The sequence below is a fragment of the Streptomyces sp. WAC 01529 genome, from assembly GCF_003945545.1.
GTDB lineage: Bacteria > Actinomycetota > Actinomycetes > Streptomycetales > Streptomycetaceae > Streptomyces > Streptomyces anatolicus.
This window is the reverse complement of sequence record NZ_CP029617.1, coordinates 1,155,001-1,173,369: the sequence shown is the minus strand read 5'-3', so window position 1 is coordinate 1,173,369 and position 18,369 is coordinate 1,155,001. Positions and strand designations below refer to the sequence as shown.

The following is an 18,369-nucleotide window of genomic DNA, read 5'->3' as shown; positions in this document are numbered from 1 at the left end:
GATCCGGCCAACTGGCGTATGCGGAGTGGGCGATGGGCCCGGGTCCCACGCACCAGATGCTGGGACGCAATCTCCCGTAATGGAGGGACAACTGAGGACGTCTCTTTCGCGTCACGGCCGAAAAGCGCTCGGATGCGTCTTCGAGTTGGCCATTGGTCAGTAGTAGGCTCGCGCCGTTTGTTGACGCACATGTGTGCCCCTGGCCCATGCAACGGCCGCAGGGGCCGATCTGGGGGAGGCCATGCGCTTTCGCGGGAAGTCCATCCGCCGGAAGATCGTGGCGCTGCTGCTCGTGCCGCTGGTTTCCCTGACCGCCATCTGGGGTTTCGCCACCGTCATCACCGGTCGCGAGGCCAGCAGGCTGCTCGACACGACCACCGTCGTCGACAAGATCGGCTACCCGATCGAGGACACCGTCCGCGTGGTCCAGCAGGAGCGCCGCCAGACCCTCGTCTACCTCGCCGACCCGCGCGCCTCCGACGCCCACGCGGCCCTGCGCCGCAGCCAGGACGCGACCGACGACATGATCGCCAAGGTCCGCGCGAACGCCGAGGACGCGGACGTCCGCGACAGCGTCGACGGGAACTCGCGCAAGCGCCTCACCGCACTCCTCGAAGCCTTCGACGGCATCGAGTCCCTGCGCCGCACGGTCGAAGAGGGCACCATCACCCGCGCCGGCGCCCTGAAGATGTACACCAAGCTGATCGACCCCTGCTTCGTGCTCCTCACCACCCTCAACGGCTTCGCGGGCCTCGACGATGTGGACCTCGACGAGCAGGGCCGCGCGCTCGTCGGCGTGACACGCGCGCGTGAACTGCTCTCCCGCGAGGACGCGCTGCTCGGCTCGGCGCTCGTCGCACGGCGCGTCACCCGGCCCGAGATCCGCCAGATCGCCGAGCTGAGGGCACAGCGCGATCTCCTGTACGAGGTGAACCTCGCGCAGCTGCCCGAGGAGGACCGCGGCCGCTACGAGCGCTACTGGAACGGCGCCGAGACCACACAGCTGCGCAAGGCGGAGAAGGACGTCATCGAGTCCGCGCCCGGCACCCCGCGCGCGGTGACCGCCGGACACTGGGACGACACCGCGGGCCGGGCCCTCAAGCAGCTCGCCGACCGCGACGTCGAGGCGAGCGACCGCCTCAGGGACCGCGTCGAACCGGCCGCCGTCGACGTGATCGTGCGCGCCATCCTGGCCGGCGTCCTCGGTCTGCTCGCGCTGCTGGTCTCCCTCTTCCTGTCCGTACGCATCGGACGCGGCCTCATCCGCGACCTGCGCCGGCTGCGACTGGAGGCCCACGAGGCCTCCGGCGTCCGACTGCCCGGCGTGCTGCGCCGCCTGGCGGCCGGCGAACAGATCGACGTGGAGACCGAGGCGCCCCGGCTGACGTACGACAAGGACGAGATCGGGCAGGTCGGCCAGGCCCTCAACACCCTCCAGCGCGCCGCCGTCGAGGCCACCGTCAAACAGGCCGACCTGCGCCGCGGCGTCTCCGAGGTCTTCGTCAACCTCGCCCGCCGCAGCCAGGTCCTGCTCCACAAGCAGCTCACGCTCCTGGACACCATGGAGCGCAGGACCGAGGACACCGACGAACTGGCCGACCTCTTCCGCCTCGACCACCTGACCACCCGCATGCGGCGGCACGCCGAGGGCCTGGTGATCCTCTCCGGAGCGGCCCCCTCGCGGCAGTGGCGCAAGCCCGTCCAGCTCATGGACGTCGTACGCGCCGCCGTCGCTGAGGTCGAGGACTACGAACGCATCGAGGTCCGCCGCCTGCCCCGCATCGCGGTCACCGGCCCCGCCGTCGCCGACCTCACCCACCTGCTTGCCGAACTCCTCGAGAACGCCACGGTGTTCTCGCCCCCGCACACCGCCGTGCAGGTCCTCGGCGAACACGTCGCCAACGGCTTCACCCTGGAGATCCACGACCGAGGGCTCGGCATGGCCGCCGACGCGCTCCTCGACGCCAACCTCCGGCTCGCGGAGACCCCCGAGTTCGAGCTGTCCGACACCGACAGGCTCGGCCTCTTCGTCGTCAGCAGGCTCGCGCAGCGCCAGCGGGTCCGTGTCTCCCTCCAGCCCTCCCCGTACGGCGGCACCACCGCCGTCGTCTTCATCCCCGAGGCCCTGCTCACCGACGACATCCCCGACACCGGGGGCGTCGGCTTCCGCCTGGACCGGCCGCAGCCCAAGGAGCACGCGGCGAGCACCGACAGGGCGGCGGGGCGCGCGGCGGCCCTCGCCCAGGTGCCGGTGCAGCTGCCCGGACTGCCCGCCTCTGTACTCGACGGCCCCGTGGAGCTCGAGGCCCCCGTCGGCCTCGCGGATCTCGACGCCTTCCCCGGCGCCCTCGGCGACGAGGAGAGCGAGCGCGGCGGCCTCTTCCGCCCCCGCCGCCGCGTCGTCGGCACCCCCGGTGAGCAGCATCAGCAGGCCCGCGACGACCGCGAGGCCGACCGCGCCGAACCCACCCGCCGGGACGCCCCGCAGACCCGCGCCGACGACGACCTCGCCGAGGACGCCCACTCCGGCGGCCTCATCCCGCTGCCGCGCCGCGCGACCCCGAAGCTCGTCAGCTCGCACGGCCGCCCCGTGCCGCACACCAGGCCGCAGGACAGGCCCCTGGCCCCGGCGGCCGAGGACGAGGTCCCGGTGCCCGCGCAGCCCCGTCGGCGGCCCGGCTGGCCCGACCTGTCCCCGCCGCCGCACCTGGATGTCCCCGCCGCCGACGCGGCACCGGAACTGCCCCGCCGCACCCGCCGCACCGGCCCCCAGGGCGGAGCCGCCCCGGACCGCGTCCACCAGGACCGCGCCCTCCAGGACCGCGGCCCCGCCCACACCGGCCAGGACCGCCCCGGCGAGGACCCCGCCTCCCCGTACGGAGCCGCGCTCAGGCCCCGCCCCGCCCCGGCGCCCCGCGCGGACGCCGGCCAGGACACCACGACCATCACGACCGCCCTGGGCGGCGGACTGCCCCGCCGGGTCCGGCAGGCGAACCTCGCCCCCCAGTTGAAGGACGGCCCCGACCGCCGCACCGACCGCGCCGAGACCCGGCCGGAGGAGCGCGACGCGGACGAGGTACGCAGCCGCATGGCCTCGCTCCAGCGGGGCTGGCAGCGCGGCCGGGACGAGAACACCGCGGGCGACGACGCCACGGACGGCACAGCACCAGGAACGACATCTGAGGGGAACGGTCAATGACCGCACCGAAGGCCGACGCACGCACCGCCACGACCGGGGGGCAGGGTGAGCTGAACTGGCTCCTCGACGACCTGGTGCAGCGCGTCGCCAGCATCCGCAAGGCGCTCGTGCTCTCCGGCGACGGCCTGCCCACCGGCGTGTCCAAGAACCTGACCAGGGAGGACAGCGAGCACCTCGCCGCCGTCGCCTCCGGGTTCCACAGCCTCGCCAAGGGCGTGGGCCGGCACTTCGAGGCGGGCAGGGTCCGCCAGACCGTGGTCGAACTGGACGACGCGTTCCTCTTTGTCACCGCCGCGGGCGACGGCAGCTGCCTGGCCGTCCTCTCCGAAGCGGACTCCGATGTCGGCCTCGTGGCATACGAGATGACGCTGCTGGTCAAGAGGGTGGGTGTGCATCTGGGTACGGCGCCGCGCACGGACCTGCCCGCGGGAGGGTAGTGGGAGGTCATGAGCGACGACGGTCGAGGAACGCAGAGGACGAAGGCACTGCGGGGGATACCCGGGGCGAGAGGGACGCCGGGTCCACAGGAGACGCCCCGCTGGTTCGACGACGACGCCGGCCCCGTGGTGCGCCCGTACGCCATGACGCGCGGCCGCACCACGAGCCCCGCCCAGCACCGCCTCGACCTGATCGCGGTCGTCATCGCCGAGGCCGGTGCCGCCGGTGCCCCGGAGGCGGACCAGACGCTCTCCCCGGAGCATGTGGACATCGTCGAGCTGTGCCGCGACGCACCGCAGTCCGTCGCCGAACTGGCGGCCGAACTGGACCTGCCCATCGGCGTGATCCGCGTGCTCATCGGGGACCTGGTGGACGACGAACTGGTGCACGTGACCCGGCCGGTGCCCCCCGCCGAGCTGCCGGACGAGAGTATTCTGCGCGACGTGATCAGCGGCCTCCGGGCGCTCTGAACAGCGCGGGAGCGGGAGTGTGAACGTGACTGGCCGGCAGTTCCGGGTCGACAGGGGCGGCACCTTCACCGACATCGTCGCGCGCCGCCCCGGCGGCCGCCCGCTCACGCACAAGCTCCTGCCGGACCACCCCGCCCGCCACCGCGACGCGGCGGTCACCGGGCTCACCGAGCCGCCCGATCTCTCCGCCCTCCTCACGGGGGAGGTGGCAGCGGGCGACCCGCGAGGCGTCCGGCTGTACACCGGGGGCGCCTGGCGCGACGTACTCCTGCACCGCCGCGAGCAGCTGCCCCCCGGAGAGACCGTCACCGGGCCCGCGATCACCACCGAGGCCGTCGCCACGACGGACCTGGACGACGGCTGGCAGGCGGTCACATCGGGCACCGGACACCTGCCCATGGAACGAGTCGCGGAGCCGCAGAGTTCCACCGCGAGCACCGCCGCGGACCCCGTGCGCGCCCAGATTGCCGCCAACCAGAAGGGCGTCGACGACGACCTCCCCCTCAACGACGGCTGCCCGCGCCCCCTGCGTACAGCCCCACATGGACCAACTCGCGCCTCACCGACCCCGAGGTCCTGGAGTGGCCGTTGCCCGTCCTCCTGGAGGAGTTCGCGGACGGCACCGTGACGGAACTCAGCGGCAGCGACTCGGCCCACCTCGGACCCGACGACGTACTCGTGATCAAAACCCCCGGCGGCGGCGGATACGGACCGGCCCCCCGCGACACCACTGAGACAAGTACTGATCCAGGAGAAGTGAGCGATGATCTTCAGGCGTTCTGAACGCGGCAAGGCCCCCGTCGAGCCGGTCACGCTGAAGATCCTGGTGGCGGGAGGCTTCGGCGTCGGCAAGACGACCCTGGTCGGTGCGGTCAGCGAGATCAAACCGCTGCGCACGGAGGAGACCCTCAGCGAGGCGGGGCGTCCCGTCGACGACACCCGCGGCGTCGCGGGCAAGCACACCACCACGGTGGCCATGGACTTCGGCCGCATCACCCTGCGCGAGGACCTGGTCCTCTACCTCTTCGGCACCCCCGGGCAGGACCGCTTCTGGTTCCTCTGGGACGAGCTGGCGACGGGGGCGCTCGGCGCCGTGGTCCTCGCCGACACCCGCCGCCTGGAGGACTGCTTCGCCGCCGTCGACTACTTCGAGCGGCGCTCCATACCCTTCGTGGTGGGCGTCAACTGCTTCGAAGGCGCGTCCCGTTACCCCGCCGACGCCGTGCGCCAGGCGCTCGACCTCGACGAGTCGGTACCCGTCGTGCTGTGTGACGCGCGCGACCGCGAGTCCGTCAAGGACGTCCTCGTAGGCGTCGTCGAACACGCGATGCAGGCGGCCGCGGCGGCCAGGGAGCCCGCGACCACATGACCGCCTCCTACGCCACATGACCGACTCGTACGTCACGTGAGCCATGTGACGGCTCGCGCACGGCACGGCCCGTACCCCCGCCGACCGGGGTACGGGCCGCGGCTCTGGGCGGCTCAGCCCTCGCCGTCCTCCAGCCAGCCGAAGCTCCGCTCCACCGCCTTGTGCCAGTTGTGGAACTCCTTGTCGCGCGTGGCCGCGTCCATCCGCGGCGACCACTCCACGTCCCGCTGCCAGTGCGCCTTCAGCTCGTCCAGGTCGTTCCACACGCCGGTCGCGAGCCCGGCCGCGTACGCGGCGCCCAGACACGTCGTCTCCGAGACCTTCGGCCGGATCACCGGCACCCCGAGGACGTCCGCCTGGTGCTGCATCAGCAGATTGTTCTTGGTCATGCCGCCGTCCACCTTGAGGGTCGTGATCCGCACCCCCGAGTCCTGGTACATGGCGTCGACGACCTCACGGGTCTGCCAGCTGGTGGCCTCGAGGACGGCACGCGCGAGATGCGCCTTGGTGACGTACCGGGTGAGCCCGGTGACGACCCCGCGCGCGTCCGAACGCCAGTACGGCGCGTAGAGGCCGGAGAACGCGGGCACGATGTACGCCCCGCCGTTGTCGTCCACGCTCGCCGCGAGGGTCTCGATCTCGTCCGCGCTGCGGATGATGCCGAGCTGGTCGCGGAACCACTGCACCAGGGCCCCGGTGATCGCGATGGACCCCTCCAGGCAGTACACGGGCGCCTCGGAGCCGATCTTGTAGCCCATGGTCGTGAGCAGCCCGTTCTTCGAGGGAACGGGCCGGTTCCCGGTGTTGAGCAGCAGGAAGCTGCCCGTGCCGTATGTGTTCTTCGCCGTCCCCGTGTCGTAGCAGGCCTGCCCGAACACGGCCGCCTGCTGGTCGCCGAGCGCGGAGGCGACGGGCACTCCGGAGAGCTGCCCCACCGCCGTGCCGTACACCTCGGACGACGACCTGATCTCCGGCAGGATCGCCTCGGGGATGTTCATCGCCGACAGGATCGACTGGTCCCACTGGAGCGTCTGGAGGTTCATCAGCATGGTGCGGCCCGCGTTGGTGACGTCGGTGACGTGCTTGCCGCCGTCGGTGCCGCCCGTGAGGTTCCAGATCAGCCAGGAGTCGATGGTCCCGAAGGCGATCTCACCCCGCTCCGCGCGCGCCCTCAGTCCCGGCACGTTGTCGAGCAGCCAGGTCGCCTTGGGCCCGGAGAAGTAGCTGGCGAGCGGCAGTCCCGTCTGCTCGCGGAAACGATCCTGCCCGTCCGTGCCGCCCAGTTCGTCGCAGAGCCCCGAGGTGCGGGTGTCCTGCCAGACGATGGCGTTGTGCACGGGCTTGCCCGTGGCGCGGTCCCACAGGACCGTCGTCTCGCGCTGATTGGTGATGCCGAGCGCGCTCACCTGGTCGGCGCGGAGCCCGGCCTTGGCGATCGCCCCCGCGACCACCGCCTGCACCTTCGACCAGATCTCGGTGGCGTCGTGCTCCACCCAGCCGGGCTTGGGGAAGATCTGGCGGTGCTCGCGCTGGTCCACGGCGACGATCGCGCCACCCCGGTCGAAGATGATGCAGCGGCTCGAAGTGGTGCCCTGGTCGATGGCGGCGACGAATTTCTCGGAGCTGTCCGGCATGGCTACCCCTTGATGAGCTGGATGACCTGGATGAGCTGGATGGAGGACTCAGAACGCTGCGTTGTAGATGAGGCCCGCGAGGGCTCCGCCGATCAGCGGTCCGGCCACCGGAATCCAGGCGTAACTCCAGTCGGACGTACCCTTGTTGGGGATCGGCAGGAACGTGTGCACGATGCGCGGGCCGAGGTCGCGCGCGGGGTTGATGGCATAGCCCGTGGGGCCGCCGAGGGAGAGGCCGATGCCGACGACGAGGAACGCCACGATCAGCGTCTGCGTGCCCGACTCACCGAGCCCCTTGGTGAGCCCGAAGGCGAGGACCGGCAGCACCAGCGCGATGGTCGCGATGACCTCGGTGATGAGGTTGGCGACGGGGTTCCTGATCTCCGGGATGGTGGAGAAGATGCCGAGCGTCGGCGTCGGCTCGTGCGCGCCGGACACCTTGTCCTTGACGCTCCGCGTGACATTGGCGTTGAACTGCGCGAGATATACGAGGTAGGCGAGGACGGCGCCGAGCATCGCGCCGACCATCTGACCGAGCAGATAGACCCAGACCTCGCCCCACTCACCGGTGTCGATGGCGATGCCGAGCGTGACGGCGGGATTGAGATGGCCACCGGAGAGCGGGCCCGCGGTATAGGCGCCCGCCAGCACCCCGAAGCCCCATCCGAAGGCGATGACGACCCATCCGGAGGCCTTCGCCTTCGAGTGGCTGAGCGTGACGGCGGCGCACACGCCGGCGCCGAGCAGAATCAGAATCGCGGTGCCGATGACCTCACCGACGAAGATGTCCCCATTTGAGTACATGGCGGCTCCTAGGCCCTCGCCCGGGGCGGTGCGCCCCGGTACTCCGTGCAGGGTGCGTTTCCACGACCGCCGTCTGGATACGCCCGGCTGATGCAGCCGGAGGCAGGGGTCTCCCGCGCCCCGCCCGGCGTCCGTGACGAGCGTGCCGTGGCAGTCGCATCGCCCATGGGGGATGACCCGTTGACCAGGCCCTTCATACGGGCTTTTCGCACGCACAGAGGTGCTGGGCGTGCGTGGAGCCGAGGTGCGGCGACGCCGACTGACACCCGGAAGTGTTCACCGGTGGTGATGGAGCGTCAAGGTCGCGGACGGCAACGGTTAACCGGTGCGAGACCTTCCTCCCGCAGCACCCGAACAGTGGATCAACGCACCGCCACGACCGAGGAGCCGTGGCCGAAAAGCCCCTGGTTCGCGGTGATCCCCACACGTGCCCCCGCCACCTGCCGCGCCCCAGCCGCCCCTCTCAACTGCCAGGTTATCTCGCACACTTGGGCGATCGCCTGGGCCGGCACGGCCTCTCCGAAGGACGCGAGCCCCCCGCTGGTGTTCACGGGCACCCGCCCGCCCGCGGACGTCACGCCGTCGCGCAGCAGCTTGGCCCCCTCGCCCTCGGCGCAGAGCCCCAGATCCTCGTACCACTGGAGTTCGAGGGCGGTGGACAGGTCGTACACCTCCGCCAGGGATACGTCCTCGGGGCCGATGCCCGCCTCTTCGTACGCCGCACGCGCGATGGACGCGCGGAAGGTCTCCTCGGCCGGGGCCACGGCCGCCGCGGAGTCCGTGGCGATGTCGGGCAGGTCCAGCACCGTGGTCGGATACGTCGGCGTCACGGTGGAGACCGCGCGGATGCGCACCGGATCCGAGGCGCCGCGGTGCCGCGCGAACTCCATGCTGGACAGCACCAGGGCCGCGGCCCCGTCGGAGGTGGCGCAGATGTCCAGCAGCCGCAGCGGGTCGGCGACCACGGCGGAGGCGGCGACCTCCTCGGCGGTGACGGCCTTGCGGTAGCGGGCGTTCGCGTTGAGCGTGCCCGCCGCCGCGTTCTTCACCTTGACCTGGGCGAAGTCCTCCAGGGTGTCGCCGTGCACGGCCATCCGGCGGCGCGCGTAGAGCCCGAAGTACGCGGGGTTGGTCGCACCGAGCACACGGAACCGCAGCCAGTCGGGATCATCCGGCCGGTCCCCGCCGGCGGGCCGGAAGAACCCCTTGGGTGCCGCGTCCGCACCGACCACCAGGACCACGTCGGCGAGCCCCGCGAGGATCTGCGCACGCGCGGCGGCGATGGCCTGGGCGCCGGACGCGCACGCCGCGTACACACTCGCCACCCGCGCCCCCTGCCAGCCGAGCGCCTTGGCGAACGTGGCCCCGGCGACATACCCCGGATAGCCGCCCCGGACCGTGTCCGCCCCGACGATCGAGCCCACGTCCCGCCAGTCGACCCCGGCGTCCGCGAGCGCCGCGCGCGCCGCCACCACTCCGTACTCGACGAAGCCGCGCCCCCACTTGCCCCAGGGATGCATGCCCGCGCCGAGCACCGCCACCTCGCCGCTCATCCGCCCACCCCCACGGGCCGCCAGTGCCATGTCGTCCACGTCGTCCCGTCGTCCTCGTCGAGCACTCCGGGGACGACCTCCACCTCCATGCCGACCGCCAGATCGGTGACCGAGACGCCGGGAGCCGCCTGCCCGAGCACCACCATGCGCTCCGCCGCCAGCTCCACAGCGATCAACGTGTAGGGCTCCCACGGGAGTTCCGGATCGGAGACATAAGGCGGGGGCGGCCGGTAGCGCCCGTCGGTGTACGACCAGACGCGCCCGCGCCGCGACAGCGCCACCTCGATCAGCTCGCCGCCCGGGCAGCCGGGATTGCGGCAGAAGCCGTCCTCGCGCGGGAAGAAGACGCAGGCGCACGCCGCGCAGCGGGTGCCCAGAAGGCGGAAGCTCTCCCCCTCCCCGGCGAACCAGTCGGCCACTACGGGGGTGCGTGTACGGGACAAGGCTCCTCCATGGGCACTGAATCTGACGGCCTGTCAGAAGTGTGCCACGGGCAACCGGATTTCGTCAGGGGCGGCGGAGGCCGGAGACTGGGGAGTCCGAGGTCGCGACCGGGGCCGACGGGGGTGGTCCCGGTCGCCCTCCTGCGTGCCGCGCCGTCAGCGCCCCGTCAGGGACCTCCGGGACACCGGGAAGTCGAAGTAGGTGTCGGGAAAGAGTTCCGGCTTGTAGGTGAAGTGCCACCACTCCTCGGGGAGATTGACGAAGCCCTCCTTGGACAGCGCCCCCCTCAAAAGCTCGCGGTGGGCCCGCTGCTTCCCCGTGACACGGGGATCATCCGTGTGCGACAGCGTGTCGAAGCAGTCGAAGCCCGTCCCCATGTCCACGGAGTTGTCCGGGAAACGCTCGCGCTGAGGGCCGTCACAGGGCGTCAGGGGCTCTCCGGGGACGTACGGGCGCGTCGGCAGCGCCGGAAGCCTCACGACGGTCAGATCCACCGTGGAGCCCCGGCTGTGCCCGGACTTCTTCGCGATGTAACCGTCCGCGAACAACCGCGACTTGTCGACATGGGGATAGAACTCCGCCTTCATGCGCTCATCGCCCAGATCCTCGGCCCACCGCACGAAGTGGTCCACGGCCCGCTGCGGCCGGTAGCAGTCGTACACCTTCAGGGAGTAGCCCTTGCGCAGCAGCCTCCGCTGCGCCTTGTACAGAGCCTTCGCGGCGGGCTCGGTGAGGATGCACATCGGCTTCCTGTAGCCGTCGATGGGCTCGCCCACGAAGTTGTGCGGAGTGATGTACCGCATCTCCTGGATGATCGTCGGGTCGACATCGCGCAGCGCCACGAACTCCTCGGGGGCTTTCGGCTCGGGCTTCGCGTGCGCGGGGGAGGGGGCGGCCGCCACCGCCAGCAGGGCGACGGCGGAGACGGCGAGTTTCCGCAGAGCGGGGGCAAATGCTGTCATGCCCCCTGCGTCTATCAGGATCACCCGCCACCACGGAAGACCGACGCCGCGGAGATCGGATACAGTCCGCGGCGTGTCCGCATCCCCACACCTCGCCAACTCCGCCCCGGGCTCCCACTGTTCGAGCTGCGGAGCGCCCTACGAAGACCAGCCCGCCACCGGGCCCCGCACCTGTGCCGCCTGCGGGACCGTGGCCTACCGCAACCCGCTCCCCGTAGCGGTGGCCCTCCAGCCCGTCTACGACACACAGGGCACCGGCCTGGTCGTCGTGACCCGCACCGTCGCTCCCGCGCTCGGCGGCATCGCCCTGCCCGGCGGCTTCATCGACGACAGGGAGGACTGGCGGCACGCGGTCGTACGCGAGCTCAAGGAGGAGACCGGCATCAACGCCCAGAGCCGCGACGTCCGCCTCATCGACGCCGCGAGCGCCCCCGACGGATACCTCCTGCTCTTCGGCCTGCTCCCCGAACGCCCCGCCGCCGACCTGGCGCCCTCAGCGCCGACGGACGAGACCGAAGGCTGGCACCTGCTGCGCCGCCCCGAAGAACTCGCCTTCCCGCTCCACACCCTGATGGCACGCGCGTGGTTCGAGGGCCGCTACATCTGACGCACACCACCGCCCCGGCCGAGCCCCGGCCGGGGCCCGAGCGCTCCTCCCCAAGGCGCGCCCCCACGCCACAGCCATACGCCGCCGAACCCGCCGACGCACCTCACCCGGCGAGCCCCCGCACCCGCACCGGCCGCCCCCGCGCCACCCCACCCCCCTCCCTCTCGACCACCACACGCCCCCCGCTCCACCGCGTCGTGAACCGCTCGACCTCCGGCTCCTCCCACCCGTCACCGGCATCGGCGATCACCAGACCCCCGCCCGTACGCCCCGCGGCCGGCGCCCACACCTCCAGCTCAAGGCCCCCGTCGCGGCCCCGCACCGGGTGCACCGTGCCCGCCCGCGCGAGCACCGGAACGCGCGACAGCGGCGCCTCCAGGAGCACCTGCCCAGGCCCCTCGTACGCCTGCCCGGTCGCCGTGTCGTACCAGCGCCCCGGCGGCAGCCGCACCACCCGCTCCCGCGCACCGCTCTCCAGGACCGGCGCCACCAGCAGGGAGTCCCCGAGCAGAAACGCGTCCTCGCAGTCGCGCAGCGCCCTGTCCTCGGGACGGCCCCACCACAGGGGCCGCACATAAGGCGCACCCGTGCGCTTGGCCAGATGGGCGAGCGTCACGAAGTACGGCCGCAGCCGCCTGCGCTCGACGAGCGCCACGCGCGCGTGCTCCAGCACCTGCGCACCGAACTCCCAGGGCTCACGCCGCCCGGCCCCGATCGCCGCGTGCGTACGGAACAACGGCAGATATGCCCCCAGCTGGAACCACCGCAGATACAGCTCCGGAGAGGGGCTGCCGTCGAACCCGCCCACATCGGGACCCGAGTACGGCACACCGCACAACCCCAGCCCCAACACCAGCGACAGCGACGCCCGCAACCCCGGCCAGCCCGAGGACACGTCGCCGGACCACGTCCCTCCGTAGCGCTGCATCCCCGCCCACCCGGAACGCGAGAACAAGAAGGGCCGCTCCCCGGGCAGCAGTTCACACAGCCCCTCATACCCGGCACGGGCCATCGCCAGCCCGTACACGTTGTGGGCCTCCCGATGGTCACCGCCACGCCCCTCCAGGGAGTGCCGCGCCGAACGGGGCAGCGTCGCCTCACCGAACGCGGCGAACGACACCGGCTCGTTCATGTCGTGCCAGAACCCCGCGAAACCCTGGTCGAGCCGCTCCTCGTAGAGCCGGCCCCACCACTCCCGCGCGCGCGGGTCGGTGAAATCCGGATAGACCGCCTCACCGGGCCACACCACACCACGCACCAGCCGCCCCGCCGCGTCCCGCACAAAAGCGTCGGCCGCCACCCCACTGTCGTACAGCCCGACACCCGGCTCGGCCTTCACCCCCGGATCCACGATCGAGACGAGCCGGACCCCCTCCCTGCGCAACTCATCGGCGAACTGCGGCAGTTTCGGAAAGCGCTCCTTGTCGACGGTGAACACCTGATGCGCTTCGTAGTGATCGATGTCCAGATGTACGGCGTCCAGCGGCAGCCCGTGCTCCTGATAGCCCGCGACGATCCGCCGTACCTCCTCTTCGCTGCCGAAACCCCACCGCGCGTGATGGTGCCCGAGCGCCCACGAAGGCGGCACCGCCGGGGGACCCGTGAGCGACGCCCAGGTGTGCAGCACGCGCGCGGGAGCGCCGACCACCGCCCAGCACCGCAGCGGACCGCCGTCCATCCGCACCTCGCACGAGCCGGCCCGGTCATGGCCCGACCCCGCCCCCTCCTCGCCCTCGCGCACCGAGACCTCGCACTCCCACGTGTTGTCGTGGAAGACCAGATGCGTACCGGCGTCGGCCACCACCATCTGCACCGGCATGGTGATGTACAGCGGGTCGTCCCCGGGCCCGAAGGACCCGCCCGGATCGGTGTTCCACAGCCGGTACGTCCCGTTCCGCAGCCGCGGCCCGTCGGCACGCCCACCCAGGCCGAAGAACCGCGCGTCCGCGGGCACCTCCGACCGCTGCACCCAGCGCGCCGCGCCCCCCTCGGCCGGCTCCCACCAGCGCGGCGGCAGATCACGCCGCAGCATCACGCCACCGGGAGTGCGCAGTTCGACGGAGCCCTGACGCGAGACCACCACCGTCGTGCGCTCCGACACGACCCGCCAGCCGCCCTCCTTGTCGGGCTCAAGGACCGCACGCGGATCCGGCTCGGGGCTCCCGCCCCACAGCGCGTACGAGGGCTCCGGCCCCGCACCGTCCCACCCCCAGAACACCGCCCCACCCGCCGTCACCCGCACCCGCAGCTCGGACCGGGCGAACCGCACCACACCGCCACCGGGCCCCGGCTCCACCCCCACCACAGGACCGGGCACCCGCGCACGCTCGGCACGCCGAGGGCCCAGCCCCACCGCGTCGGCCCGCCACCTGCGCCACGAGGAGCGCACCGTGCGCAACCCCTGCGCCGTGCCGACCACCCCGACCGCCTTCACCGAACGCACCAGGTCACGACCGTTCATGCTGCTCACCCTGCCACCGGAAACGCCGCCTGTGTGGCCCGTTCAGCTGCCGTTCACCTGGGGCTACGGCACATGACCACCGGGCCGGCCGTGTGAGGCACACCCTGGTGCGGAAGTCGATCACGTGGCATCGTCCCTTTCAGCCGTGTTCACGCGCACACCCAGCACGTGCGCACTCCGCACGCACACGACGCGTACAGTCCGGGAGCCGCCCCATGACGTCCTCAGCGAACGCCGCGCCGCTCTGGCAGCCGAGCCCGGAGAGGATCGCCGAAGCGCAGATCACCCGGTTCCAGGCCTGGGCCGCCGAGCGATACGGAGCCCCGGCCGAGGGCGGCTACGAGGCGCTGCACCACTGGTCGGTGACCGACCTCGAAGCGTTCTGGAAAGCGGTCACCGACTGGTTCGACGTCACCTTCTCCACCCCCTACGCGCGCGTGCTCGGCGACCGCTCGATGCCGGGCGCCCAGTGGTTCCCCGGCTCGACCCTCAACTACGCCGAGCACGCCCTGCGCGCCGCCGACGACCCCGCGCGCGCGGACACCCCCGCACTCCTCCACGTCGACGAGAGCCACGACCCACAGCCCGTCACCTGGGCCGAACTGCGCCGCCAGGTCGGCTCCCTGGCCGCGGAGCTGCGCGCAATGGGCGTACGCCCCGGAGACCGCGTCAGCGGCTACCTGCCGAACATCCCCCAGGCCGTCGTCGCGCTCCTCGCCACCGCCGCCGTCGGAGCCGTCTGGACCTCCTGCGCCCCCGACTTCGGCGCCCGCAGCGTCCTGGACCGCTTCCAGCAGGTCGAGCCGGTCGTCCTCTTCACCGTCGACGGCTACCGCTACGGCGGCAAGGAACACGACCGCCGCGACACCGTCGCCGAACTCCGCTCCGAACTGCCCGGCCTCCGCGCGGTCGTGCACATCCCGCTGCTCGGCACCGACGCCCCCGAAGGCGCCCTGGAGTGGGCGGCCCTCACCTCGGCCGACGTGGCACCCGTCTTCGAACCGGTGCCCTTCGACCACCCCCTGTGGGTGCTGTACTCCTCCGGTACCACCGGCCTGCCCAAGGCGATCGTCCAGTCCCAGGGCGGCATCCTCGTCGAACACCTCAAGCAGCTCGGCCTGCACTGCGACCTCGGCCCCGACGACCGCTTCTTCTGGTACACCTCGACCGGCTGGATGATGTGGAACTTCCTCGTCTCCGGCCTCCTGACCGGCACCACGATCGTCCTGTACGACGGCAGCCCCGGCCACCCCGACACCGCCGCCCAGTGGCGCATCGCCGAACGCACCGGCGCCACCCTCTACGGCACCTCCGCCGCGTACGTCATGGCCTGCCGCAAGGCCGGCGTCCACCCGGCCCGCGACTTCGACCTCTCCCGCGTCAAGTGCGTCGCCACGACCGGCTCCCCGCTGCCCCCCGACGGCTTCCGCTGGCTGCACGACGAGTTCGCGCAGACCCCCGGCGGCCTCTGGACGGCATCGGTCAGCGGCGGCACGGACGTCTGCTCCTGCTTCGCGGGCGCCGTCCCCACCCTCCCCGTCCACATCGGCGAACTCCAGGCACCCTGCCTCGGCACGGACCTCCAGTCCTGGGACCCCCAGGGCAAGCCGCTCATCGACGAGGTCGGCGAACTGGTCGTCACCAACCCCATGCCGTCCATGCCCATCCACTTCTGGAACGACCCGGACGGCACCCGCTACCACGACAGCTACTTCGACACCTACCCCGGCGTCTGGCGCCACGGCGACTGGATCACCCGCACCTCACGCGGCTCGGTGATCATCCACGGCCGCTCCGACTCCACACTCAACCGCCAGGGCGTCCGCATGGGCTCCGCCGACATCTACGAGGCCGTCGAGCGGCTGCCCGAGATCCGCGAATCCCTCGTCATCGGAGTCGAACAACCCGACGGCGGCTACTGGATGCCGCTCTTCGTCCACCTCGCCCCCGGCGCGGCCCTCGACGACGCCCTGCGCGACCGCATCAAGCGGACCATCCGCGAACAGCTCTCCCCGCGCCACGTCCCCGACGAAGTGATCGAGGTCCCCGGCATCCCGCACACCCTCACCGGCAAGCGCATCGAGGTCCCCGTCAAACGCCTCCTCCAAGGCACCCCGCTGAACAAGGCGGTCAACCCCGGTTCGGTCGACAACCTCGACCTGCTCCACTTCTACGAGGACCTCTTCCGCACCCGCTCCTGACCCCTTCCCCGCAGCTCAGCGCCGGTTGTCAGTGCCCACGATTACTCTGAGTGAGCATTGATCGACCGAGTGCAGGGGGAAATCATGGCGCACACCCGACCCGACACGATGCGACGCGCCTTGCGCCGCGAAGTCGCCGGAACCATCGGCCTGTTGGCCGATGAGGAGGACTTCGCGGCGATGCGCCGCTACCGCACCTTCACCTTCGACGACCACGACACCTACCTCCAGCAGGTCGAAGCCCTGCTCAGGACCCTCGCATCCCAGGGCAGGCACACCTCGGTCGCACTCTTCGACCCCGAGGAGTACGAGATGTACTGCGAGGACACCGGCCTGGACCCCGACACCCCGGCCAGCCGCACCCGCTTCACCGCCGAACTGGCAGCGGGCGGCCCCACGATTCCCTACGAGGGCCAGCCCCTCGCCGACCTCCTGCCCGACCTCGTCGACGAGGCGGTCCGCCAGGCCACATGGGAGTACGCGACGACGGTGCTCGCCCGCACCGGCGCCTGCGCGACCTGCGGCGAGGACATCGGCCGAGCCGCGTTCGCCCGTGCCTCGGAACTGATCACCCGCGCCATCGACACCTCGGCCCCAGGCACCCGGCACCTGGTGTGCAGCGTGCCCTCCGACTCCGAGACCCTCCTCGCCGCACTGCACGTGGAAGTCGACGCCGACGGCAGCGCCCTGCTCGACGAGACCGAGGCCCTGGAGTTCGCCACGGTCCTCGCCGTCGGCATCGCCACCCACCGCGCCGCGGGCATGGTGCTGCGCACCAGCGCGGAAGGCGCCCGCGACCGCGTGCAGGGCTGGCGCATGCACGGCGGCCTGCTCCAGCCCCTCACCGCGGCCGAGGTCTTCGACGCGTACTGCACCGACGCCATCACAGGAGACCTCGTCGCCCCGGAATCCGGCGTCGACTACTGCGCGGCACCCCACCTCGAAGACGACGACCAGGAAAACGGCCACACGCACTGAACGCCCGAGGGGCGCCCCACCACACGGGTGGGACGCCCCTCGGAACAACGACCGTGCGGCTACTCGCCGGACAGCACCGCCTGAGCGGCCTTGCGGGCCTCCTCGGCGGTGTCCGCGGCACGGGCCGCCGACGCGGCACGCTCGCACTGGGCAAGCGTGTACTTGGCGAGAGTCGCCCGCACGTAAGGAATCGACGCGGCACCCATCGACAGAGAGGTGACACCCAGACCGGTCAGCACACAGGCGAGCAGCGGATCCGACGCGGCCTCGCCACACACGCCACAGCTCTTGCCCTCGGCCCGCGCCGCCTCCGCGGAGAGCGAGACCAGGTCGAGCAGCGCGGGCTGCCACGGGTCCTGGAGCCGGGACACGGCGCCCACCTGCCGGTCGGCGGCGAACGCGTACTGCGCGAGGTCATTGGTGCCCAGCGAGAGGAACTCGACCTCCTGGAGGATCGAGCGCGCCCGCAGAGCCGCCGACGGAATCTCGACCATCGCGCCGAACTTCGCCTGCAGCCCCGCCTCACGGCACGCGTCCGCGAACGCCTTGGCGTCGGTGCGGTCCGCGACCATCGGAGCCATGACCTCGAGGTAGACCGGCAGCCCCTCGGCGGCCTTGGCCAGCGCGGTCAGCTGCGTACGCAGCACCTCAGGGTGATCGAGCAGCGCCCGCAGCCCTCGCACGCCCAGCGCGGGGTTCGGCTCGTCGGTCGGCGTCAGGAAGTCGAGCGGCTTGTCCGCACCGGCGTCCAGCACTCGCACGACGACACGGCCCTCGGGGAAGGCCTCGAGCACCTTGCGGTACGCCTCGACCTGCTTCTCCTCGGACGGCGCCTTCGTGCTGTCGTCGAGGAAGAGGAACTCGGTACGGAACAGACCGACACCCTCGGCCCCCGCCTCGACGGCGGCAGGCACATCGGCGGGCCCGCCGACGTTGGCGAGCAGCGGAACCTTGTGCCCGTCGGACGTCGCACCCGGCCCGGTCGACGCCGCCAGCGCCGCCTTGCGCAAGGCAGCGGCGGCCTCGAGCTGCTCACGCTTCTCGATGCTCGGGTCCACGAAGATCTCACCGGTGCTGCCGTCGACTGCCACGACAGTGCCCTCGGCGAGCTCCCCGGCCCCGGGCAGCGCGACCACGGCCGGCACGCCGAGCGCACGGGCGAGGATCGCGCTGTGGCTGGTCGGGCCGCCCTCCTCGGTGACGAAGCCGAGCACCAGAGCCGGGTCGAGCAGCGCGGTGTCCGCGGGCG

The 18,369-nt window shown here is 71.8% G+C and carries 14 protein-coding genes and 1 pseudogene (1 of these 15 only partly in view); 8 read left to right on the top strand and 7 right to left on the bottom strand.

The features are described 5' to 3' along the window. Positions 1-241 precede the first annotated feature (241 nt). The 5 genes and pseudogenes from DMA15_RS05230 to DMA15_RS05210 all read left to right on the top strand — a co-directional run bounded on the left by DMA15_RS05230 (position 242) and on the right by DMA15_RS05210 (position 5,476). Positions 242-3,199 (top strand): nitrate- and nitrite sensing domain-containing protein, encoded by a 2,958-nt coding sequence (locus tag DMA15_RS05230; protein ID WP_125511484.1) that lies wholly within the window; start codon positions 242-244, stop codon positions 3,197-3,199. Next, a complete protein-coding gene (locus DMA15_RS05225; RefSeq protein ID WP_125511483.1) occupies positions 3,196-3,636 on the top strand; it encodes a roadblock/LC7 domain-containing protein in 441 nt (146 codons plus the stop codon). The genes DMA15_RS05230 and DMA15_RS05225 overlap by 4 nt, the downstream gene beginning before the upstream one ends. A gap of 9 nt (positions 3,637-3,645) precedes the next feature. After that, positions 3,646-4,107 carry a DUF742 domain-containing protein gene (locus DMA15_RS05220; protein ID WP_240659682.1) on the top strand — a complete coding sequence of 154 codons (462 nt, stop codon included), beginning with the start codon at positions 3,646-3,648 and terminating at the stop codon, positions 4,105-4,107. A 151-nt stretch (positions 4,108-4,258) separates the two neighbouring features. Then, positions 4,259-4,534: pseudogene (locus tag DMA15_RS37325) on the top strand (hypothetical protein); the annotation flags it as partial. Between the two features lie 336 nt (positions 4,535-4,870). Then, positions 4,871-5,476: an ATP/GTP-binding protein gene (locus DMA15_RS05210; RefSeq protein WP_125511481.1), complete on the top strand. Its 606-nt coding sequence runs from the start codon at positions 4,871-4,873 to the stop codon at positions 5,474-5,476. A 113-nt stretch (positions 5,477-5,589) separates the two neighbouring features. Here DMA15_RS05210 and glpK read toward each other — a convergent pair whose 3' ends face one another. The 5 genes from glpK to DMA15_RS05185 form a co-directional block, all read right to left on the bottom strand. Beyond that, entirely contained in the window at positions 5,590-7,110 is a 1,521-nt protein-coding gene (glpK, locus tag DMA15_RS05205) for a glycerol kinase GlpK (protein ID WP_125511480.1), read from the bottom strand. A 48-nt stretch (positions 7,111-7,158) separates the two neighbouring features. Beyond that, positions 7,159-7,914, bottom strand: coding sequence for an MIP/aquaporin family protein (locus DMA15_RS05200; protein WP_125511479.1), 756 nt, complete (start codon positions 7,912-7,914; stop codon positions 7,159-7,161). 362 nt (positions 7,915-8,276) lie between these two features. After that, entirely contained in the window at positions 8,277-9,467 is a 1,191-nt protein-coding gene (locus DMA15_RS05195) for a lipid-transfer protein (RefSeq protein WP_125511478.1), read from the bottom strand. Next, the gene (locus tag DMA15_RS05190; RefSeq protein WP_125511477.1) at positions 9,464-9,910 is read right to left on the bottom strand and encodes a zinc ribbon domain-containing protein; all 447 of its coding nucleotides are present in this window, start codon (positions 9,908-9,910) and stop codon (positions 9,464-9,466) included. Before DMA15_RS05190 ends, DMA15_RS05195 begins: the two co-directional genes overlap by 4 nt. Positions 9,911-10,066: 156 nt before the next feature. After that, on the bottom strand, positions 10,067-10,873 hold the full coding sequence (locus DMA15_RS05185; RefSeq protein ID WP_125511476.1) for a M15 family metallopeptidase: 807 nt from the start codon (positions 10,871-10,873) through the stop codon (positions 10,067-10,069). A gap of 73 nt (positions 10,874-10,946) precedes the next feature. On the opposite strand from DMA15_RS05185, the gene DMA15_RS05180 reads away from it, so the two are divergent. Next, entirely contained in the window at positions 10,947-11,480 is a 534-nt protein-coding gene (locus DMA15_RS05180) for an NUDIX domain-containing protein (RefSeq protein WP_240659681.1), read from the top strand. Between the two features lie 103 nt (positions 11,481-11,583). Here DMA15_RS05180 and DMA15_RS05175 read toward each other — a convergent pair whose 3' ends face one another. Then, positions 11,584-13,941, bottom strand: a complete 2,358-nt coding sequence (locus tag DMA15_RS05175) for a TIM-barrel domain-containing protein (RefSeq protein ID WP_125511474.1) — start codon at positions 13,939-13,941, stop codon at positions 11,584-11,586. Between the two features lie 215 nt (positions 13,942-14,156). On the opposite strand from DMA15_RS05175, the gene DMA15_RS05170 reads away from it, so the two are divergent. Next, positions 14,157-16,142: an acetoacetate--CoA ligase gene (locus tag DMA15_RS05170; RefSeq protein WP_125511473.1), complete on the top strand. Its 1,986-nt coding sequence runs from the start codon at positions 14,157-14,159 to the stop codon at positions 16,140-16,142. Between the two features lie 84 nt (positions 16,143-16,226). After that, positions 16,227-17,120, top strand: coding sequence for a hypothetical protein (locus DMA15_RS05165; protein ID WP_125511472.1), 894 nt, complete (start codon positions 16,227-16,229; stop codon positions 17,118-17,120). A gap of 59 nt (positions 17,121-17,179) precedes the next feature. Here the strand turns inward: DMA15_RS05165 and ptsP are convergent, their stop codons facing one another. Further along, a protein-coding gene (gene ptsP / locus DMA15_RS05160; protein ID WP_125511471.1) for a phosphoenolpyruvate--protein phosphotransferase crosses the window boundary here: on the bottom strand, positions 17,180-18,369 show its 3' portion. 481 nt of this gene lie beyond the right edge of the window; only the last 1,190 of its 1,671 coding nucleotides appear in the window; the start codon falls outside the window, past its right edge — the gene reads right to left on this strand; the stop codon is at positions 17,180-17,182.